This window comes from Pseudomonas sp. FYR_5, from assembly GCF_043106315.1.
Taxonomy (GTDB): domain Bacteria; phylum Pseudomonadota; class Gammaproteobacteria; order Pseudomonadales; family Pseudomonadaceae; genus Aquipseudomonas; species Aquipseudomonas putida_Y.
This window is the reverse complement of record NZ_JBICMK010000100.1, coordinates 77,930-98,523: the sequence shown is the minus strand read 5'-3', so window position 1 is coordinate 98,523 and position 20,594 is coordinate 77,930. Positions and strand designations below refer to the sequence as shown.

Genomic DNA, 20,594 nt, shown 5'->3' with positions numbered 1-20,594 from the left:
AAGGAGAACGGCCCATGAAGAAATGTTGTGCGGCAATACTGATGTGCCTGCCCCTCGGGGCCATGGCTTATCCCATCGATGTAGAGAAGGAGCTGACCGGGGTCAAGCTCGACTACACCGCCTATGACACGGCCTATGACATTGGCGCCATCACCCTCAACAACTATGGGCAGGTCCCGGCGGCGTGCAAGGTGACCTTTCGCAATGGGCCGGAGGCACCGCGGGTGCGCCGGGTGAACGTACCGGCAGGTAAAAGCGTCGATGTCACCGCCAAATTCAATCGACAAATCATCAAACTGCGCATCGCCTTGAACTGCAGTGCGGAATAAACTGATTAATCGATAGATTGGACCCACTTTTTACGCTTTTTTATCGATAGGTCAAGCCTTAATCTCACCTCCATCGAATCGCTCCCTTTTTGCCGATGGAGGCACCCCATGTCCCGCGTACTGATCATCGAAAGCAGCGCCCGCCAGCAGGATTCCGTTTCCCGTCAGCTGACCAAGGATTTCATCCAGCAATGGCAGGCCGCTCACCCAGTCGATCAGATCAGCGTACGTGACCTGGCTGTAAACCCGGTGCCGCACCTGGACGCCAACCTGCTGGGTGGCTGGATGAAGCCCGAAGAACAGCGCACCGCCGCCGAACTGGAGGCCCTGGCCCGTTCCAACGAGCTGACGGATGAATTGCTGGCTGCCGACGTGCTGGTGATGGCGGCGCCCATGTACAACTTCACCATCCCCAGCACTCTCAAGGCCTGGCTGGACCACGTGCTGCGTGCGGGTATCACCTTCAAGTACACCCCGACCGGCCCGCAAGGCCTGCTGACCGGCAAGCGCGCCATCGTCCTGACTGCCCGCGGCGGCATCCATGCTGGTGCCAGCAGTGACCACCAGGAACCGTACCTGCGCCAGGTAATGGCTTTCATCGGCATCCACGATGTCGACTTCATCCATGCCGAGGGCCTGAACATGAGCGGCGAGTTCCACGAGAAGGGCGTCAACCAGGCCAAGGCCAAGCTGGCGGCGGTGGCCTGAGGCTTCACGAATTCCCAACCCTGACACCTGTTTTTGCTCCTTTGGGTGTACCTGCCCGGCTTGTATGGCCGGGTTTTTTTATGCCTGGGGTTTTGAGGTCGCCAGTGCCGGCCTATTCGCTCGCCGGAAGATATGCAGGTCCCTGTGGGAGCGGGCGTGCCCGCGAAGAGGCCGGGACAGCCCCTACATTCCTCATGGTTGAACTCATTCGCCGCAACCCGCTAAGGTCGCCGCCTTGATTCACGAGAGGCAACCATGGGCTACCTGATAATCGTCGCGCTGATCCAGGCGTTTTCCTTCAGCCTGATCGGCGAGTACCTGGCCGGGCACGTTGACAGCTATTTCGCGGTGCTCGCGCGGGTACTGCTGGCTGGCCTGGTGTTTCTGCCGCTGACCCGCTGGCGCCACGTCGAGCCGGGCTTCATGCGCTGGATGCTGCTGATCGGTGCGTTGCAGTACGGCATCACCTACGTTTGCCTGTACCTGAGTTTTCGCGTGCTCACGGTGCCAGAGGTGCTGCTGTTCACCATCCTCACGCCGCTGCATGTGACGTTGATTGAAGACGCCATGAACCGGCGCTTCAACCCCTGGGCGCTGCTGGCCGCACTGGTTGCCGTGGCCGGCGCCGCCGTGATCCGCTTCGACAGCATCAGCGGCGAGTTCTTCATCGGCTTCCTGCTGCTGCAACTGGCCAACTTCACCTACGCTGCCGGCCAGGTGCTGTACCGTCACCTGGTCGCTCGCTACCCCAGTGACCTGCCACACTACGCCCGCTTCGGGTACTTTTACCTCGGCGCGTTGCTGGTGGTGCTGCCGGCCTTCTTGCTGTTCGGCAACACTCAGCACCTGCCGAGCACGGATGTGCAATGGCTGGTGCTGCTGTTCCTGGGCCTGTGCCCGACGGCGCTGGGGCTGTACTGGTGGAACAAAGGTGCATGCCTGGTTTCTGGCGGTACGCTGGCGGTCATGAACAACCTGCATGTGCCGGTAGGGCTGCTGCTGAACCTGTTGATCTGGAACCAGCACGAGCCGCTGGGGCGGCTGTTCATCGGTGGGGGGATCATCCTGGCGTCGGTGTGGCTGAGCCGCCTGGGTGGGCGCGCACAGGCGCCGCTGGCCGGCAAGGCCTGACGCGCCCTTTGATCCGGGGGCTGCTAGGCAGCCCCGGCACTCTCAAGCTTCGCTCACTTCTTCCAGGCGATGCGGCAGCGCTTCAACCGAGCGCCCCGCCAACCCCACCCGCATGTCATTGCCACTCGGCTGCTGATACAGGCTCAAGCCGAACTCCGGCAACACTGCCAGCAGGTAGTCGAAAATATCCCCCTGAATCCGCTCGTACTCTTCCCACGCCGTGGTGGTAGTGAAGCAGTAAATCTCCAGCGGCACGCCTTCGGCCGTGGTCTGCATCTGCCGCACCATGCAGGTCATGTTCTTGTGCACGTTGGGGTGGTTCTGCAGGTAAGCCAGGGCAAAGGCACGGAAGGTACCGATATTGGTCAGCTTGCGGCGGTTGGCCGACAGCTCCGCCACCGGCCCCAGCGCCTCGTTCCAGCTCTGCAGTTCCTGGCGCTTTGCGGTCAGGTAGTCACCCAGCAGCCGCACCTGGCTCAGGCGCTGCTCTTCTTCGCGGGAGAGAAAGCGTACGCCGCCGGCGTCGATGAACAGGCTGCGCTTGATCCGTCGGCCACCGGACTGCTGCATGCCGCGGTAATTGCGGAATGACTCGCTCATCAGGCGCCAGGTGGGGATGGAAACGAGGGTCTTGTCGAAGTTCTGCACTTTCACCGTGTGCAAGGTGATGTCTACCACGTCGCCATCGGCGCCTACCTGCGGCATTTCGATCCAGTCACCCACATGCAGCATGTCGTTGCTGGTCAACTGCACGCTGGCGACGAATGACAGCAGGGTGTCCTTGTACACCAACAGCAGCACCGCCGACATCGCACCCAGGCCGGACAGCAGCAACAGCGGCGAGCGGTCGATCAGGGTGGCGACGATGACGATCGAGGCGAAGATCCACAACATCAACTTGGCCAGTTGCACGTAGCCCTTGATCGAGCGGGTGCGGGCGTGTTCGGTGCGGGCATAGATGTCGAGCAGGGCATCCAGCAGGCACGACAGCGCCATGGTCATGAACAGCAGGGTAAAGGCCAGGGCGACATTGCCGAGGAAGTGCTGGGCGGTGTCGGACAGCTCAGGCACCAGCTTCAGGCCGAATTGCAGCACCAGTGACGGGGTCGTTTGTGCCAGGCGGTGGAATACCTTGTTGTGGCGCAGGTCGTCCAGCCACTTCAGCGCATGCTGACGGGCCAGCAGGCGCCCGCCTTGCAGTACCAGGAAGCGCGCCAGGCGGCCGACTATCAGGGAAATGAGCAGCAGTGCCGCCAGGCCGATGGCGGCGTGCAGCATTGGATGTTGGTCGAGGGTGCCCCACAGGTCGAGGGAATCACGCCAGATTTGTTGGATATCCATGGGCTTGCGTACAGTCTTGTTGCGAAACGAAGCTGTATTAGAGCGCGGATAGCGACAAAGTTGCCAAAAGAAATTCGGCTAAGGCGGCAGAAAACGTTACCCTATGCAACTGAATTTCCCGCACTTGTCTGAGGTTACCTCCGTGTTCTCCCAATTCGCCCTGCATGAACGCCTGCTTAAAGCCGTGGCCGAGCTTAAATTTGTCGAGCCAACCCCGGTGCAGGCCGCGGCCATCCCCCTGGCCCTGCAAGGGCGTGATCTGCGTGTGACTGCGCAGACCGGCAGCGGCAAGACGGCGGCCTTCGTATTGCCGCTGCTCAACCGTCTGGTCGACCTCAGCGGCCCGCGTGTCGAGATTCGCGCGTTGATCCTGCTGCCGACCCGTGAACTGGCCCAGCAAACCCTCAAGCAGGTGCAGCTGTTCTCGCAGTTCACCTACATCAAGTCGGGCCTGGTTACTGGCGGTGAAGACTTCAAGGAACAGGCCGCCATGCTGCGCAAGGTGCCCGACGTGCTGATCGGCACCCCGGGTCGCCTGCTCGAGCAGCTCAATGCGGGTAACCTCGATCTGTCCCACGTGCAGGTCCTGATTCTGGACGAAGCCGACCGCATGCTCGACATGGGCTTTGCCGAAGACATGGAGCGCCTGTGCAAGGAGTGCGAAAACCGCGAGCAGACCTTGCTGTTCTCGGCTACCACCGGTGGCGCGGCCCTGCGCGATATCATCGGCAAGGTGCTGAAAGACCCTGAGCACCTGATGCTCAACAGTGTCTCGCAACTGGCCGAAGGCACCCGCCAGCAGATCATCACCGCCGACCACGACCAGCATAAAGAGCAGATCGCGCAGTGGTTGCTGGCCAATGAAACCTTCGACAAGGCGATCATCTTCACCAATACCCGTGCCATGGCCGACCGTATCTATGGTCACCTGGTGGCCAAGGACGTGAAGGCTTTCGTGCTGCATGGCGAAAAGGACCAGAAGGACCGCAAGCTGGCCATCGAGCGCTTCAAGCAGGGCAGCTCCAAAGTGCTGGTTGCGACCGACGTGGCAGCCCGTGGCCTGGATATCGACGGCCTGGACCTGGTGATCAACTTCGACATGCCACGCAGCGGTGACGAGTACGTCCACCGTGTGGGCCGTACCGGCCGTGCCGGTGGTGAAGGCCTGGCGATCTCGCTGATCACCCACAACGACTGGAACCTGATGTCGAGCATCGAGCGCTACCTCAAGCAGCAGTTCGAGCGCCGGGTCATCAAGGAAGTGAAGGGCACCTACAACGGGCCGAAGAAGGTCAAGGCCTCGGGCAAGGCGGCCGGTAGCAAGAAGAAAAAGGTCGAGAAGAAGACTGGCGACAAGAAAGCTGCCGCCAAGCGCAAGCCTACTGCCAAGCCGAAGGCCAACGCGCCTCTGGCCAGTGCTGACGGCCTGGCGCCGCTGAAGAAGCGCAAGCCTGCTGCTGAATAAGACTCACGCCGGCCCTTTGCAGAAGCGACGCAAGTTCGCATCTGCGAAGGGCGTGCGCAGGCGACGAACGATCACTCCGCTTTTTTCTCTGCCTGTTTCAACTCCTTGATCCGCTGGTCGATCAGCTGACACTTGTCGGGCAAGTCCTTGCTCGCCGTCCCCAGATCCATCCCCTGAAGCTCATCATTGATCTCCTTGGCCTTTTGCGGGTTCTGCTCGGTCAACTGAGTGACCAGCCCGGCCAGCTCCTCACGTTTCTGCGTTGCTTCTTCACGTGTGCATGCCCAAGCGGGCAGGGCGCAGAGCAGGGCAGTGGCACAGGCTATGGGCAGTAGCGGTTTCATCCTTCCAACCTCCGGCGGTAGTGATGCCCGGTGGAGGGCTGTGGGGGCAGGGAAGTTCAGGGCTTGCGACCGATGGAAGATTTCTTTGGTGGTGGTCCTTGGGAGACCGAGCGCCGCGCGGGCGGCGCTCGATTTGCGCAATCTCCCCACACACAATCCGCAGCCCTTCTTCCCCAGTATCGCGTGCAGAGATTTTTTGTCGTCACAACGGTCTTGGTCGAGATCTAAAAATTTGCTCGAACCCTTTGAGAGCGGGCTGACTTCATCGGCAAATCTGTAAGCAATTTCCCAAAGTAGCCTTGTTTGCTCGCGTTCTATTGCCCCGCCAGGTGTGGGGAGCTAGGGTCAATCGCACCTGAGGGCACGCAGCGCAATCCGCCCTTCGCCTTCGGGAACTACCTCAAGACGGCGATCTCGAAATGCCGTCGTTATCAGCCCAATCCTTACCAAGGAGAGGTAAGCATGGCCTTCGATGCTTATATTCAAATCGCAGAGATCACTGGCGAAGCACTGGACGAGCAGTACGCCAACTGGATCGAGATCATCGGCTACAAGTTCGGCGCCAACCAGAGCACCTCTGCCACCGCAAGCTCCGCGGGCGGCGCATCTTCCGGGCGGACCACGCTCACCAACTTCACCTTTACCAAGTATCTGGACAGCGCCAGCTGCAAGCTGCTTGAGGCCAGCTGTGCCGGCCAGCACCTGAAGGAAGTGAAGCTGGTGGTGTGCCGGGCCGGTACCGAAAAGCTCAAGTACTACGAAGTCATTCTCGAAGAAGTGATCATCGCCGATTACGCCCAGAGCGCCAGCGCCGGGGTGCCGATAGAAGTGATTCAATTGAACTACGGCCGCATCAAGACCACCTATACGCGGCAGAAGCGCCGCGACGGCAGCGCGGGCGGCAACGTGACCGGCGGCTGGGACCGCATCGCCAACAAGAAGTATGCGTGAGGTGCGACCATGTCCGAGGCACGCAGCTTTATCAATCCTCAGGCGCAATCGTTTGAGTCGCTGAAGGCCGGCACGCCCATGTCGGCCAATCAGCGGGCCAAGTTTGATGTGCTAAATGCGCATATCGCCAATGGCGTGGTTGTTGGAGGGGAACTGGTGATTGTTGGTGACCCCAGTACGCCATTGTGTACGAGCCATGAGGCTTTTTTAATGGCGAAGGCAGCGGGAATACATCATCAGCTGGAGGTCAATGGTGCTGGGGTGGATGACTTCTTTCTGGACAACTACGAGATGCTGAAAAGTTTCCTCACCCACGCCTCCATGGGGGCTGGCGCTGTAAGCGATGGCTGGAGTAGGCACCTTGAGTCGATCAAGAAGACCCTGGAAGATATTGAGGTCTTACATCGTCAATATTTGAGAGATGGCACATTTAAGGGGCGTAATGAGTTTTATGCCAGGCGAATGACCTTATTCATGAAGCTAGAAGAGCAGCTGAATAAATTGGCTGCGTACGGTTCAGGCCTGCGAAATAGAGGTTCGGTGAAGAGAGTCCTCGAGATATCAACCAAGAGCTACCTGCATACGGGTGAGATTGCTGGGTACGCCGAGAAGATCGCAGGAATCTCGAGAGCAGCCAATTTGATAAAGAAGGGTACTTATATCGGCTTGGGGCTCGACGTGGCTTCAACAGGGCTAAGTATCCATCATGCATGTACCTTTGGACGCTCTGAAGACTGCAGAAAGGCCAAGTATGTGGAAGGCGTCTCTCTGGTTGGCAGTACGGGGGGATCGATCACTGGCGGGGCGATTGGTGGATTTCTAGGGGGAACTGGTTGCGTGCTTTTCCTTGGAGTGACGACAGGCGGTCCGGGGGCTCTCGCGTGCACTGTCATTGGCGGTGCCGTGGGTGGCGCTACAGGCGGTTCGATCGTAGGTGATATCGGTGAAATGCTTGGTGAGTTGATATATGAGGTGGCGCAATGATTGAGTTCGACGCCAGGTGGTTAGGCCTTCCCTTGATGGTGGCTATGTTCATAGTCATATTTATATGGGTTTATGTCTCGGTTCGCTATGTGAGTCAAATAGAGTCGTTGCTTTCTAATAGTTTGATGGTTTCTGGTAATAAAAAGATTTTTGGTCATGCAGGTTTCGTAGGTAAAGTGATGCGTACCGGCTCGGCATCCGTGATGTTGTCGATGAGGGCGATTTGCGTTCGTAAAGGCCTTCTAGACGTTCAGGATGTAAAAAAATTTCCTGGTGGATTGCGCCGCATGCTGGTTAGCTTGTGGTTTCTTCATGTCGCTATTTTCTTGTCGCTCATTGGCCTTTGGAGCTGGTTGAAATTGGGGGGTTATTAAATTTCGTGTCTGGACAGGAAAATTTGCGCCTATCGTAGTGTTTTCAGCGCCTGGGAGACCGGGCGCCGCCCGCGCGGCGCGCAACAACGCCAGCGCTAAGCGCTTCGGAACGCTTGGCAACCTTGGCAGGTCCCAACCTGTGTACCCCTTTTCGTCCACAGCAGGAGCCCATAGCCATGAGCATCGCCTACGACTGGGACCTGATCGAACGCTTGCTGCACGAAGTGCAGAACGGCGCCGGTCACAGCTTCACGCCCCGCCCCTATGCCGAGCAGCATGCTGCTGCACTGGCCGCCAAGGGTGAGCCGGTGGGTGACCTGGATCACCTGAAAACCCGTGCATGCGAGTATGAAAAGCTGCTATTCGAGCGCGGATTCATTGAATGCCGGCCTGAAGAGGACGGCGGCAATGGCGAAAACTTCGTCCTGACCGAACGCGGCTCGCGCTTGATGAGCCTGATCGACAGCAGCATCCCCGGCTTCGAGCACCCGCGCCAGGTGCTGGATGAGCAGGAGGATGCGCTGGACGAAACGACGTTCGAACAGGTATCTGCGAAGGCACAGATTGCTTGAGGTCGTTTTAAGGCTGGCAAGTGCAGCGTTCAAAACCCGATAATCGGTAGCTTCTGAACGCTGCCGAGCCTTGCCCATGCCTACGATCACCCCAGAGGCCCGCTTATGAGCGCGGTCCGCAAGAACCCTGATGCCTTTGCCTTCCAGGTAATGCTGGGGCTTTGCCTGATCTGGGGCTGCCAGCAGGTACTGATCAAGACCGCCGCCGTCGACATCGCGCCCGTGATGCAGGCAGCACTGCGCAATGGCATTGCCGCTGTGCTGGTAGGCCTGATGCTGTGCTGGCGGGGAGGCTGGGAGCAGGTCGGCAGCACCTGGCGCGCTGGGTTGCTGGCGGGCGGGCTGTTCGGGGTGGAGTTTCTGTTCATTGCCGAAGGGCTGAAACTGACCTCGGCGGCGCATATGTCGGTGTTCCTCTACACCGCGCCGGTATTTACCGCCTTGGGCCTGCATTTTCGGCTATCCAGTGAACGCTTGCGGCTGTTGCAATGGCTGGGCATTCTGCTGGCCTTCGGCGGCATAGCCATGGCCTTTGCCGGTGGCACTTCGTTCGAGCACATGGACGGCCGCACCTTGCTGGGTGATGCCTTTGGCGTGATCGCCGGGCTGGCTTGGGGTGCGACTACGGTGGTGGTGCGTTGCTCACGGCTATCGGAGGCGCCGGCAACCTTGACCCTGTTCTATCAGCTGGCGGTCGGGTTTGCCGGGCTGCTGCTGATTGCCCTGGTCAGCGGGCAGATCGGCGCGGTGTCGCTGACGCCGCTGGCTATGGGCAGCGTGTTGTTCCAGGGGATTGTGGTGTCGTTCGTCAGCTACCTGACCTGGTTCTGGTTGCTACGCAAATACCTGGCGTCGAACCTCGCGGTGTTTTCCTTCATTACCCCGTTGTTTGGGGTGACCTTTGGCGTTTTGCTGTTGGACGAGCCGCTCAGTGCGAATTTCGTGGTGGGGGCGTTGATGGTGTTGCTGGGTGTGATCCTGGTAAGTGCCGAGCCTTGGGTGAAACAGCAATTGCGGCGGTTGGTAGGGTGATGCGTTGCCTATACCGGCCTTTTCACGGGCAAGCCCGCGCCTACACAGCCGTTGTAGGCGCGGGCTTGCCCGCGAAGAGGCCGGTACAGACTGCATCGATTCAGGATGCAACCTTGGCCTGACAGGCGCTTCCCTGTTGTGCATTACCCGGCAACTGGACCAACCCGCCAGCCACCGCCAACCCGCCCGCCGCCAGCATCAATGCGGGTTGCAGCCCGCCGCTGTAATGGCTGCTGAGCGCGGCCAGCAGCGGACCACTCAACTGCCCCAAGGCAAAGCACGCGGTCAGCAGCCCGGCATTGCGCTGTGTGGCATGTGGCGCCAACTCGCGCGAGCGTTGCATGACCAGTTGCATGCAGGCCAGGAATGGCCCGCCACACAGCGCAACACCCAGCGCCAGGCCGGTCCCTCCACCCATCAGGCAGGCCAGCACACCCAGCCCTTGCAACCACAGGGTGACGGTCAACCAGGTTGAAGTGCGACCGCCACGGCGCACGCTCACCAGCAGGACGCCCAGCGCCGCCGCCAGGCCAAACGCCGGCCAGAACAGGTCGGCCAGCCACTGCCCGCGAAACTGCTGATTGGCCATCTGTGACAGAAAGGTAGCTGGCAGGATGTAGCCCATGCCATACAGGCCATACACCAACCCCAGGCGGCCAGTGCCGACACTGCGCGTCGGGCCTTGTCGTACTGGCAACTGAGTCGGCGCGGTTTGCAATGCCCGTGGCAACCATGGCCGCACGGCCAACAGCATCACCAGGGCAGCCACGGCATAGATCAGCCACAGCGCTGCCGAGCCCAGTCCCTGCACATGTGCGGCCATTGCCGTTAGCCCGGTCACGGCAATACCCAGGCCGGGCCCGGCGAATACCAGCGCTCCCAGGCGTTGGCGGTTGTGCACATTGGCTACCTGCTGGCTGAGGCTGGTGATCATCACCAGCACCCAGGCGCTGGCTACGCCTGTGCCAAAGCGCAGCAGCAGGTGGCCCCAGAAGCCGTCGGCAGCCCACGAGGCCAAGGTCAGCAGCACACACAGCCACAGCCCCGCATGCAGGCGCAGGCGTACCTGGCCTGGCGAGCGGGCGAACATGGCGTCCACCGCGCCCACGAAATAGCCCAGGTAATTGGCCGCCGCGACCAGCCCGGCGACTGTCAGGTCGAACTGGCCTTCGGCAATCAGTTGTGGCAGTTGCGGGGTGAGGGCGAAACGACCGATGCCCATGGCCATCATCAGCGCCACGGCGCTGGCGAGCAGTTGAATGAGTGGCGACATGACAGGTCTCCTGCGCAGATAAAGTGATGGCTGGCAGGTTAGGGCGCTTTTATTTTCAATAAAATTGAATAATGATGATCAAGTTGTTCTGTTTTGGAGAATGTTGTGGAATTCAGCCAACTGCGTATCTTTCAGGCCGTGGCCGAGGAAGGCTCGGTTACCCGTGCCGCAGAGCGTCTGCACCGGGTGCCATCAAACCTCTCCACGCGCCTGCGCCAGCTCGAGGAGCAGTTGGGCGTCGAACTGTTCCTGCGCGAACGCCAGCGCCTTCAGTTGTCGCCAGCAGGCAAGGTGCTGCTGGACTATGCCAACCGCATGTCAGCCTTGCGCGACGAAGCGCTGGGCGCCGTGCGTGGCGGTCAGCCGGCTGGGGACTTCGTGCTGGGGACCATGTACAGCACGGCGGCGACCCACCTGCCGGGGTTGCTGGCGCGCTATCACCAGGCTTACCCGCAGGTGAACCTGCAAGTGCGTGCTGCACCCAGCGGCGAGTTGCTTGAAGGGCTGCTGAACCACACCCTGGATGCTGCTCTTGTGGACGGGCCACCGAGCCTTGCCGGGCTGGATGGCGTGCCGCTGTGCGATGAGCAACTGGTACTGATCACCAGTCCCGAGCACCTGGCGGTACGCACCGCCAAGGACGTGGCGGGCAAGGCGGTGTTCACCTTCCGCCAAGGCTGCTCGTATCGCATGCGTCTGGAGGCCTGGTATGCCCATGCCCATACGCCGATGGGGCGGGTGATGGAGATCGAGTCGTACCAGAGCATGCTGGCCTGTGTGATCGCGGGTGCGGGTGTGGCGATGATGGCCCAGTCGATGCTCGACAGCCTGCCTGGACGTGATCGGGTGAGGGTGCACCCGCTGCAGGCGCCTTTCGATCAGGCGGTCACCTGGCTGATGTGGCGCCAGGGTATGCGCGGGGCTAATCTGCAGGCATGGATCGACCTGCAACAAAGCGAAACGATTAACCAGTCGTCGGAATGCGCCGCCACGGCTTGATCCGCGTCAAAATGGCCCTTATCTGTAGGAACAGAGGCATGCGTAATACAGGACATCGGGCTATGATCTGTATGAAACATCGCAGGATTGATTCGCCGTGAGGCTGACCCGTCAAGGGGGCATTATGAATAAACCACTGTCAAACTGGCTCCACGACCTGGCCGTCGCCTTGGGGCTGATTCCACCACCCCTGCAGCCGGTACCGATCCCGACTGATGAAGAGCAGCGCAAACGTCAATCGCGTCGTCGCTGATTAACGACAGAGGCCGCTGCACCCGAGTGTGTGCAGCGGCCTTTTTGTGTCTGTTGACTGTCTATTGCCTGTACTGGCCCTTTCGCGGGCAAGCCCGCTCCTACAAGTGAAAGGGCCGGTACAACGGTCAGGCCAGCTTCACCGCCGCTACTGACTTGCGCGACACCAGGCTCACCACTACAAAGCTCACCAGCCCTACTGCCAAGCTGTAGTAGATCGGCGTATTGGCTTCCATCCCGTCCATGAACATGAACAGCAGAGCGGTGGCAAAGCCCAGCGACATGCTGGCAATCGCGCCTGCGGTGGTCGCACGCTTCCAGAAGATCGCCCCGATCAGCGGGATCAACATGCCGCCGACCAGCAGGTTGTAAGCCAGGGTCAGGGCGTTGATCACATCATTTACCACCAGCGCGATGCCCAGCACCACCAGGCCAGTGAGCAGGGTGAACAGGCGGCTGGTACCCAGGCTCGACTGCTTGCCGCCACGCAGCTTGGGCAGCAGGTCTTCGGTCACGGTGGTCGAGGCAGCCAGCAGGCCGGCACTGGCGGTGGACATCATCGCCGCCAGGGCCGCGGCCATCAGCAGGCCACGGATGCCATCGGGCAAGGTGGTCTTGATCATCTCGGCAAAGGCGTTGTTCGGGTTGGCCAGGTCGGGCATCAGCACGTGTGCAGCCATGCCAATCGCCGCACAGGCCAGGCCATACAGCACGCAGTACACACCAGCGGTGGTACCGGCACGCTGACAGACCTTTTCGTCACGGGCGGTGAACACCCGCTGCCAGATGTCCTGGCCGATGAGGATGCCGAAGAAGTAGATCAGGAAGTAGGTGATGATGGTGTCCCAGCCAATGGTAGTCAGCTGGAAGCTGGCCGCTGGCAATTTGGCCACCAGGGTGTCCCAGCCACCGGCCTTGTACAGGCACACTGGCAGCAGGATGAACATCAGGCCGACAGTCTTGATCACGAACTGGACGATATCGGTCAGGGTCAGCGACCACATGCCGCCGATGGTCGAGTACAGCACTACCACGCCACCGCCGAGCATCAGAGAAGCCCAGAACGGCAGGTCCAGCAGCACCTGCAGGACCGTGGCCATGGCCAGGGTCGAGGTGACCCCGATCATCAGTGCATAAGCCAGCATGATGACGGCGCTGGCCTGGCGTGCGGTGGGGTTGTAGCGCTGTTCCAGTACCTGGGTCACGGTGAAGATGCGCAGGCGCAGCAGCGGTTTGGCGAGGAACAGGTTGATGGCGATGATGCCCATGCCCAAGGCTGCGCACAGCCAGAAGCCGGAGATGCCGTGGACGTAGCCCAGGCGCACGGTGCCGACGGTGGAGGCGCCACCGAGTACGGTGGTGGCCATGGTGCCCATGTACAGCACCGGACCGAGATTGCGCCCGGCTACCAGGTAGTCTTCATGGGTTTTCGCGCGGCGCATGCCATACCAGCCAAGCCCGAGCATGCCGGCGGTATAGATCATTACAACAATGATGTCCAAGGCCATTGGGGTCTCCCGATTATCTTTATTATGGCGAGATCGACCACGCGGGCGGGGTTCATGGCGCCCGGCGGTCCTGTCGTGTGTTGGCGGGCCTCAGTGGCCCTCCCTCATGGCTCCTGCCGGGGTGTAACGGTTTTAGGCTCTGTATGAAAAGCCTAGCGACGCACCACGCCCGGTAGCACGCAGAGCATCTCGAACAGCAGGTTGGCACCGAGCAGCGAGGTGTTGCCGGTGGTGTCGTAAGGCGGGGAGACTTCGACAAGGTCACAGCCGATCAGGTCCAGGCCGTGGCAGCCGCGAATGATCTCCATCGCCTGGATGGTGGTCAAGCCGCCGATTTCCGGGGTTCCGGTACCGGGCGCCCAGGCCGGGTCGATGCCATCGATGTCGAAAGACAGGTAAACCGGGCCACCGCCGACTTTTTCCCGCACTTCGGCCATCAGTGGCTCCAGTGACTTGTGCCAGCACTCTTCGGCCTGGACCACGCGGAAGCCCTGGCGACGGCTCCAGTTGAAGTCATCGGCGGTGTAGCCCTGTGCGCGCAGGCCGATCTGCACCACGCGCTCACAGTCGAGCAGGCCTTCTTCCACGGCGCGGCGGAAGGTGGTGCCGTGGGCGATCTTCTCACCGAACATGTGGTCGTTGACGTCGGCGTGGGCATCGATGTGCACCAGGCCGATCTTGCCGTGTTTCTTGTGCAGTGCGCGCAGGATCGGCAGGGTGATGGTGTGATCGCCCCCCAGGGTCATGGGAATGACGTTGTGCTCGACGATCTCGTCATACGCTTCTTCGATGATGCGCACGGCGTCCAGCAGATTGAAGGTGTTGATTGCCACATCGCCGATATCGGCGACCGACAGCGAGTCGAACGGGGCGGCACCGGTAGCCATGTTGTACGGGCGGATCATCACCGATTCGGCGCGGATCTGCCGTGGGCCGAAGCGAGTGCCGGAGCGTAGCGAGGTACCGATATCCAGTGGTACGCCGATGAAGGCAGCATCCAGGCCTTCGGCGCTTTGCAGGTGGGGGAGGCGGAGCATGGTGGCGATGCCGCCGAATCGCGGCATTTCATTGCCGCCCAGTGGTTGGTGGAGAGTCTTGTCCACGGTGGGCCTCATCAGTCGGTCGATTGTTGTGTTTGTTCGAACCTGTGCCGCCGCGCGCCATTCACGTGTGGTTTGCCGGCGGGCAGGGACATTTCGGCCAAGTCTGCTCAAGGTAGTGCCCGGGAAGAATCGCTACCGACAAATACTTAGTTCAGGATTTTCTGAACTAAAGGCGGGTGGAGCGGTTAGACTGCGCGCACATACCCTTGTGGAACCGTTGCACCATGGCCTCGACCTTGCCCGACCTGAAACTGCTGCGCATCTTCATCAGCGTGGTGCGCCACCAGGGCTTTGCCAACGCCCAGCGCGAGCTGAACCTGTCGACCTCGGCCATCAGTACCTACATGAGCCAGCTGGAGGGCGCCTTGGGTATCGTGCTGTGCCACCGTGGTCGGGGTGGCTTCAGCCTGACCAGCAAGGGCGAGCTGTTTCATCAGGAGACCCTGCGCCTGCTGGCCGAGCTGGACGGTTTCGAGCAGTATGCCGCCGCCCTCAAGGGTGAATTGCGTGGCACCCTCAACCTTGGGGTGATCGACTCCACAGTCGGTGACCGCGCCTTGCCGCTGGCCGAAGCCATCGGTGCCTACAGCCAGGAACACCCAGCAGTGCACCTGCATCTGTCGGTGTCCAGCCCCTACGAGCTGCAACTGGGGGTGCAGGACAACCGCCTGGACCTGGCCATCGGCGCGTTTTCTTCGCGGATGAGCGGCTTGCTCTACCAGCCGTTGTACCGCGAACAGCACTGGCTGTACTGCAGCAGCCGCCACCCGTTGTATGCCGAGCGGCGCATCCCCGAGCAGGTGGTGACCCAGCAGCGCATGGTCGGGCGTGGTTACTGGAGCCAGGCCGAACTGGCCCGGCATGGCTTCAAGCACAGTGCAGCGACGGTTGAAAGCATGGAGGCGCAGCTGATCCTGATCCTTTCCGGGGCCTATATTGGCTACTTGCCTGAGCACTACGCCCAGGCCTGGGTCGACAAAGGTGACTTGCGCGTGCTGTCGCCGTCGACCTTTGGTTACCAGGCCCCGTTCTCGCTGATCATTCGCCGCGGACGTAGCCGTGAACCGTTGATCCAGACCTTCCGTGACCTGCTGAAAAGCCAGCTCAACGTGGGCTGAGATGCGACGCATTCATGCATTCCGTCGGGAGGGGGTTAAAATCCGGTAAACGTTGGCCGCTAACCTGATAGCGCTCTGCTACATATCAACTTGCGCTGATGATTTTCCCTCATTTCATCCTGCAAGGATCGCCCAAGATGCGCATGAATTTGCCCGTCACTGAGCACGAAAGAACCTTCCCCGGCGATCAACGCCTTATTTCCACGACTGACCTCGACAGCCGCATCACCTACTGCAACGACGCCTTTGTTGCGATCAGCGGCTTTACCTACGACGAGCTGGTCGGTCAACCGCACAACCTGGTGCGCCACCCGGACATGCCGCCGGCAGTGTTTGGCCACATGTGGGAAACCATCAAGCAGGGCAAACCCTGGATGGGCATAGTCAAGAACCGGGCGAAGAACGGCGATTACTACTGGGTAAGCGCTTACGTCACGGCGATCTACGAACAGGGCCGGATCAGTGGCTACGAGTCGGTGCGCTCGGTGCCCACGCGCGAGCAGATCCGCCGCGCCGAGGCACTGTATGCGCGCTTGCGCGATGGCCGCGGTCCGGTGCCTTGGGCTGCCCGCCTGGGGCACGGCCTGGGCCATGGCTGGCCGCTGATCGGCGCCGGCCTGCTGTCGGCGGCGGGTTACCTTTGGCTGCCACCCTATGCCGCACTCGCGGTGCTGATGGCAAGTCTGCTCCTGGCTTGGTACGTGGTCGAGCGCCGGCAGAACCAGGCCATTCGCCGCACGCTGGCCGAGCATCCCAAGGCCTTTACCAGTCCGTTGGTGGCACTGACCTACAGCGACAACCCAGGCCTGCAGGGCCAGCTCGACCTGGCTATCATCAGCGAAGAAGCCCGCCTGCAAACGGCCCTGACCCGGCTGGTGGATGCCGGGGTCGGGGTAAAGTCGCGGGCGGCGCAATCTTCCGACCTGTCCGATGCCCAGGCGCAGATGCTCGACCGGCAGCGCAGCGAGACCGACCAATCCGCCACGGCTATCGCACAGATGGCGGCAACCATCCAGCAGGTTACCCACAACGTGCAAAGCACGGCACACGCGGCAGGTGATGCCGACCAGCTGGCGCAGCAGGGCAGCGAGCTGGCCCTGAAGAGCCTGCAGGCCATGGGCAGCATGAGCGATGCAGTCAATGACATTGGTCAGGCGGTCAACGCCTTGGCCGAGCAGACCCAGTCGATTGGTAGTGTGGTCGACGTGATCACTTCGATTGCCGAGCAGACCAACCTGCTGGCGCTTAACGCCGCCATTGAAGCGGCGCGCGCCGGTGAGCAAGGGCGCGGGTTCGCCGTGGTGGCTGATGAAGTGCGGTCGTTGGCGCAGCGCACCCGTGCGTCGACCGAAGAGATCCACCATATCATCGCTTCATTGAGGGCCGGGGCGGAGCGAGCGGTGAGCACTGCCAGCCGGGGCGAGCAGATTTCCCGGGACAGTGTGCACAGTGTCGAGGCGGTGCAGGCGGCGCTGAGCGGGATTGCCCAGGCGGTCAGCCGCATCACCGGCATGAGCCAGCAGATGGCCACGGCATCGGAGCAGCAAACCCATGTGGCAGAAGACATCAACCAGCAGATCGTGAGGATTGCCCAACTGTGCGACCAGAGCGCCGGGCAAGCCAGGCAAGGCGCAGAAATCAGCCAGGACCTCGAGCGCATGGCGGAGTACCTGCATAGCCTGGCGGAAAGGTTCAACCGTTGAAATCGCGGGGCCCGCTAAGCGGGCCCCGGTTATGTGGCAAACTGTCCCCGCCAAGGAGACCGCCATGCCCAGACCCCGCTGCGAGCGCTGCCAGCGCCCGCTCGACCATTGCCTATGCCCACTGATCCCCGCGCTCGACAGCCGCACCCGTGTGATTCTGCTGCAGCACCCCAGTGAAACTGCCCACGCCCTGAACACGGCGCGCCTGGCTGCCCTTGGCCTGAACAATGCCGAACTGCGTATTGGAGAGGTGTTCGATGACCTGCATGACCTGCTCGCCACCCCCGGATACCACCCGGTGCTGTTGTTCCCTGGTGATGATGCTCAGGTGCTGACAGCGTATGGCGAGGCGGGCGACAAACCTTTGCTGCTGATCGTACCCGACGGCACCTGGCGCAAGGCGCGCAAGCTGCTGTACCTGAACCCGTTGCTGGGGGGGCTGCCACGGGTGACGCTGGGGCAGGTGGCCGCTTCACGCTATCGGTTGCGCAAAGCGCCGGAGGCGGGTGCAGTGTCGACGATCGAGGCGGTGGTCGGGGCATTGAACACGCTGGAGCAACCGGCCTGCTTCGATGCACTGTTAGCGCCGTTCGAGGCGTTGATCGAGGGGCAGATCAGGGCCATGGGTGTAGAGACGTTTCAGCGTAATCATGGCCGTGGGTGAGGGTTGGGGGCTGCTTTGCAGCCCATTCGCAGCACAAAGCGGCCCCGCTACCTCAAATCCGCTCAACGCATCTCAGGCAGACGTGCCTCGGTGCGTACTTCGGTAGTCGCCAGCGCCTCTGGCGGCAGCGAAATATGCTGTTTGCTCAGCAATTCACCCATGGTCGCCAGTACGCGGTAGCGCGAGAACTCTTCGGTATAACGCACCTCGGTGTAGCGGCGGTCGGCGTTGTACAGCTCGTTCTCACTGTCGAGTACGTCCAGCAGGGTGCGCTGACCCAGGCCGAACTGGTCCTGGTAGGCCGCACGCACACGTTTGGTGGTCTCGGCGTATTCGCGCGCGGTCGGCAGCTGCTTGCTGGCGTTGTTCATGGCATTCCACGCCAGGCTCAGGTTCTCGGTCAACTCACGCAGGGCGTTGTTGCGAATGTCCAGTGCCTGGTTGATCTTGTGCGCGTCCGACTGCAGACGAGCCTTGTCGCTGCCGCCGCGGAACAGGTTGTAGTTCATCTCCACGCCAGCTTGCCAGTCGTTGTTGTTGTGGCCTTTTTCGCCGCCGGTGTTGTTGTTGGCACCGGTTGCCAGAATGGCGTCGAAGCGTGGGTAGAAAGTCGACTTGCCCACTTCGTACTGCTTCTCGGCGGCGTTGACGTCAGCCTGGGCAGACTTGATGTACGGGTTGTTCTGACGCATGCCATCGCGGGCTTCTTCGAGGGTGCCTGGCACCTCGCTCTTGATGGTCTGCGGGCTTTCCAGCTCGTCCGGGGCACGGCCGATCACACTGAAGAAGTTGGCCTCGGCATCGGCCAGGTCGACTTCGGCGGTGTCCAGGTTGTTTTCTGCCAGGGCGCGACGGGCGCGGGACTGGTCGAGGTCGGCGGTGCTGCCGACGCCGCGCTCGTTGCGCAGGCCAATCTGGTCGTTGACGCGCAGGTGAGCTTGCAGGTTGTTCTTGGCCAAGGTCACCAGTTCACGGCGTTTGAGCACCTCCAGGTAGACCTCGACTGCACGCAGTGCGACATCCTGGGCAACGGCCTGGGTGTAATAGGCGCGGGAGGTAGAGACCGCCTCGGTGCGGCCCACTTCATTCGCGGTGTTGAAGCCGTCGAAGATCATCTGCCGCAGACGCAGCTCGGACTGGGTGTAGTTGAGGGTTTCCTTGTTGTGATTACCCGCAGCGCGGGTAGTGGCGTTGTCCGAGCGCTGGCGGCCGTAGCCGGCAACCAGGTCCACGGAAGGGTAGTAGCCACCACGCGCGAACTTCACGTCTTCATCGGCCGACAGCTTGCTGTTACGGTTGGAGCTGACTTGTGGGTGGTAGTCCACGGCGCTTTGGACAGCCTCGGTAATCGACATCGCCTGTACGTTGGCACTCGCCAGGGCCAACAATAAAGCACTGGTGATGGGGTTCAAAACGCGCATGGTACATCTCCCTGATCCTGGAATTGATCCTGCTGCTCGCCAAAAAAATGACGATAAACTTATCGCGTATAGTGTTGCAGGTTTTTAACAACACAGCTAAGTACATTCAACGCGATAGGTAAGAAGATTTATTCATATCAAATTGCCATAAAAGATCTTTATTGTCTAATAAGTGTGCATTCAAGCGCACGGAATGAACACGAAGAATGCCTTGAAAACCAATGGATACAAGGGCTATGCGCAGTTCCAGAACTAATTCGGATAAAGAGGGTGTTGATTAGGCGAAAGCGATATTTGGCGACAAAATATTGTCACTTTGGCTTGTGCAGGGTTTTCAGGCTGAGAATGTACAGGGTGACCAATGTGGCACTGGTCAGCATGAAGGTGCGCGCCCAGAACAGCGGCACCAGATAGCACGACAGGCCAATGCTGGCCCACATCAGGCCGATGGCGTAGACCTTGCCCTTGAGGGGGATGCCTTCACCACTGAGGTAGTCACGGATCCATGGCCCCAGCTTGGGATGATGGACCAGCCAGTGATGGAAGCGCGGCGAGCTGCGGGCAAAGCAGGCCGCCGCCAAAAGCAGGAATGGGGTGGTGGGCAATACCGGCAGGAATATCCCCAGCACCCCCAGCGCGACGCTGAGCCAGCCCGTGGCCAGCAGCAGGTAGCGCACAGCTTGCTCAGTGGTGGCGTGGCTTGAGCAGCGCCGGTTTTTCGTCAGGGGCGTGCAGCAGCAGGAACAGTGCACTCAGCGCCTCGGGGATCTGCACGATCATGTCATCCTGCAGGTTGGCGTTGCTGGCGATGTCGGCGAACTCTGGTTGCTCGTCAAACAACCCCGAACCCACCATGATCGGCAGCAGCATCTCGCTGACCTCTTCTTCGGCGTTCTCGAACCACGCCTCTTCCCGCAGGAACACGCCTTCCATGAAGCCGATGCACCAGCCGCGCAGGTCGGAATCGTCCGGCTCATCGGTCAGGTCGAGGTCGCATGGCAGGTCGAATTCTTCGTCGCTGGCCAACTGGCGGGCAATGTGCGCCTTGAGCGCCACCAGGGTGGCCTCGATTTCGGTGCGCTGGGCTTCGCTGGCGTAGTGCGGCTCTTCGGCGAACAGGGCGTCGATCCACTCGCGCTCGGGCACGTCCTCGGCGTTGATCGAAAGAGCAGTGAGGTAGCCATGTGCGGCGACGTAGTCCAGCGCTTCTTCGTGCAGCTCGTCGGCGTCGAGGAAGGCTTGCAGGCGGGTCAGTTGCTCGGCGAAGGACATTACAGGGCTACCTTGGGGAATAAACGATAACGAATTCTAGCACCTTGCAG

Annotated in this window: 22 protein-coding genes; 14 read left to right on the top strand and 8 right to left on the bottom strand. The window is 60.9% G+C overall.

The window, feature by feature from the left end; genetic code table 11:
• Positions 1-14: 14 nt before the first annotated feature.
• The 3 genes from ACF8RA_RS21285 (at position 15) to ACF8RA_RS21275 (ending at position 2,168) form a co-directional block, all read left to right on the top strand.
• The gene (locus ACF8RA_RS21285) at positions 15-329 is read left to right on the top strand and encodes a hypothetical protein (RefSeq protein WP_012051530.1); all 315 of its coding nucleotides are present in this window, start codon (positions 15-17) and stop codon (positions 327-329) included.
• 108 nt (positions 330-437) lie between these two features.
• Positions 438-1,037, top strand: coding sequence for an FMN-dependent NADH-azoreductase (locus tag ACF8RA_RS21280; protein WP_176685573.1), 600 nt, complete (start codon positions 438-440; stop codon positions 1,035-1,037).
• A 255-nt stretch (positions 1,038-1,292) separates the two neighbouring features.
• Positions 1,293-2,168 (top strand): carboxylate/amino acid/amine transporter, encoded by an 876-nt coding sequence (locus ACF8RA_RS21275; RefSeq protein ID WP_392519560.1) that lies wholly within the window; start codon positions 1,293-1,295, stop codon positions 2,166-2,168.
• A 42-nt stretch (positions 2,169-2,210) separates the two neighbouring features.
• Here the strand turns inward: ACF8RA_RS21275 and ACF8RA_RS21270 are convergent, their stop codons facing one another.
• Entirely contained in the window at positions 2,211-3,509 is a 1,299-nt protein-coding gene (locus ACF8RA_RS21270; RefSeq protein ID WP_176685192.1) for a mechanosensitive ion channel family protein, read from the bottom strand.
• Between the two features lie 103 nt (positions 3,510-3,612).
• Between ACF8RA_RS21270 and ACF8RA_RS21265 the strand changes: the two genes are divergently transcribed.
• A complete protein-coding gene (locus ACF8RA_RS21265) occupies positions 3,613-4,974 on the top strand; it encodes a DEAD/DEAH box helicase (protein WP_012051553.1) in 1,362 nt (453 codons plus the stop codon).
• Between the two features lie 71 nt (positions 4,975-5,045).
• Here the strand turns inward: ACF8RA_RS21265 and ACF8RA_RS21260 are convergent, their stop codons facing one another.
• Complete coding sequence (locus tag ACF8RA_RS21260) at positions 5,046-5,318, bottom strand: hypothetical protein (protein ID WP_339534903.1); 273 nt, start codon at positions 5,316-5,318, stop codon at positions 5,046-5,048.
• 462 nt (positions 5,319-5,780) lie between these two features.
• On the opposite strand from ACF8RA_RS21260, the gene ACF8RA_RS21255 reads away from it, so the two are divergent.
• The 5 genes from ACF8RA_RS21255 (at position 5,781) to ACF8RA_RS21235 (ending at position 9,231) form a co-directional block, all read left to right on the top strand.
• Positions 5,781-6,269: a type VI secretion system tube protein Hcp gene (locus ACF8RA_RS21255; RefSeq protein WP_176685194.1), complete on the top strand. Its 489-nt coding sequence runs from the start codon at positions 5,781-5,783 to the stop codon at positions 6,267-6,269.
• Positions 6,270-6,278: 9 nt separating this feature from the next.
• Positions 6,279-7,253, top strand: coding sequence for a hypothetical protein (locus ACF8RA_RS21250; RefSeq protein ID WP_392519559.1), 975 nt, complete (start codon positions 6,279-6,281; stop codon positions 7,251-7,253).
• Positions 7,250-7,627: a hypothetical protein gene (locus ACF8RA_RS21245; RefSeq protein WP_392519558.1), complete on the top strand. Its 378-nt coding sequence runs from the start codon at positions 7,250-7,252 to the stop codon at positions 7,625-7,627. Before ACF8RA_RS21250 ends, ACF8RA_RS21245 begins: the two co-directional genes overlap by 4 nt.
• A gap of 176 nt (positions 7,628-7,803) precedes the next feature.
• The gene (locus tag ACF8RA_RS21240) at positions 7,804-8,199 is read left to right on the top strand and encodes a transcriptional regulator (protein ID WP_176685197.1); all 396 of its coding nucleotides are present in this window, start codon (positions 7,804-7,806) and stop codon (positions 8,197-8,199) included.
• A gap of 105 nt (positions 8,200-8,304) precedes the next feature.
• A complete protein-coding gene (locus tag ACF8RA_RS21235) occupies positions 8,305-9,231 on the top strand; it encodes a DMT family transporter (RefSeq protein ID WP_176685198.1) in 927 nt (308 codons plus the stop codon).
• A gap of 100 nt (positions 9,232-9,331) precedes the next feature.
• Here ACF8RA_RS21235 and ACF8RA_RS21230 read toward each other — a convergent pair whose 3' ends face one another.
• Entirely contained in the window at positions 9,332-10,504 is a 1,173-nt protein-coding gene (locus ACF8RA_RS21230) for an MFS transporter (RefSeq protein WP_392519557.1), read from the bottom strand.
• Between the two features lie 105 nt (positions 10,505-10,609).
• Between ACF8RA_RS21230 and ACF8RA_RS21225 the strand changes: the two genes are divergently transcribed.
• On the top strand, positions 10,610-11,503 hold the full coding sequence (locus tag ACF8RA_RS21225; RefSeq protein ID WP_339443845.1) for a LysR substrate-binding domain-containing protein: 894 nt from the start codon (positions 10,610-10,612) through the stop codon (positions 11,501-11,503).
• A gap of 124 nt (positions 11,504-11,627) precedes the next feature.
• Positions 11,628-11,756, top strand: coding sequence for a PA1414 family protein (locus ACF8RA_RS21220; protein WP_256122388.1), 129 nt, complete (start codon positions 11,628-11,630; stop codon positions 11,754-11,756).
• 127 nt (positions 11,757-11,883) lie between these two features.
• Here the strand turns inward: ACF8RA_RS21220 and ACF8RA_RS21215 are convergent, their stop codons facing one another.
• The gene (locus ACF8RA_RS21215; protein ID WP_176685201.1) at positions 11,884-13,263 is read right to left on the bottom strand and encodes a sodium:solute symporter; all 1,380 of its coding nucleotides are present in this window, start codon (positions 13,261-13,263) and stop codon (positions 11,884-11,886) included.
• Positions 13,264-13,415: 152 nt separating this feature from the next.
• Positions 13,416-14,366 (bottom strand): agmatinase, encoded by a 951-nt coding sequence (gene speB / locus ACF8RA_RS21210; protein WP_129932884.1) that lies wholly within the window; start codon positions 14,364-14,366, stop codon positions 13,416-13,418.
• A 224-nt stretch (positions 14,367-14,590) separates the two neighbouring features.
• Between speB and ACF8RA_RS21205 the strand changes: the two genes are divergently transcribed.
• The 3 genes from ACF8RA_RS21205 (at position 14,591) to ACF8RA_RS21195 (ending at position 17,851) form a co-directional block, all read left to right on the top strand.
• Complete coding sequence (locus ACF8RA_RS21205; protein WP_003254585.1) at positions 14,591-15,484, top strand: LysR family transcriptional regulator; 894 nt, start codon at positions 14,591-14,593, stop codon at positions 15,482-15,484.
• A 137-nt stretch (positions 15,485-15,621) separates the two neighbouring features.
• Positions 15,622-17,187 (top strand): PAS domain-containing methyl-accepting chemotaxis protein, encoded by a 1,566-nt coding sequence (locus ACF8RA_RS21200; RefSeq protein ID WP_176685202.1) that lies wholly within the window; start codon positions 15,622-15,624, stop codon positions 17,185-17,187.
• Between the two features lie 64 nt (positions 17,188-17,251).
• The gene (locus tag ACF8RA_RS21195) at positions 17,252-17,851 is read left to right on the top strand and encodes a tRNA-uridine aminocarboxypropyltransferase (protein WP_176685203.1); all 600 of its coding nucleotides are present in this window, start codon (positions 17,252-17,254) and stop codon (positions 17,849-17,851) included.
• A gap of 62 nt (positions 17,852-17,913) precedes the next feature.
• Here ACF8RA_RS21195 and ACF8RA_RS21190 read toward each other — a convergent pair whose 3' ends face one another.
• The 3 genes from ACF8RA_RS21190 to ACF8RA_RS21180 form a co-directional block, all read right to left on the bottom strand.
• Complete coding sequence (locus ACF8RA_RS21190; RefSeq protein ID WP_176685204.1) at positions 17,914-19,272, bottom strand: TolC family outer membrane protein; 1,359 nt, start codon at positions 19,270-19,272, stop codon at positions 17,914-17,916.
• Positions 19,273-19,583: 311 nt separating this feature from the next.
• A complete protein-coding gene (locus tag ACF8RA_RS21185) occupies positions 19,584-19,949 on the bottom strand; it encodes a YbaN family protein (protein WP_176685205.1) in 366 nt (121 codons plus the stop codon).
• 7 nt (positions 19,950-19,956) lie between these two features.
• Entirely contained in the window at positions 19,957-20,544 is a 588-nt protein-coding gene (locus ACF8RA_RS21180) for a YecA family protein (RefSeq protein WP_010955200.1), read from the bottom strand.
• Positions 20,545-20,594: the final 50 nt, after the last annotated feature.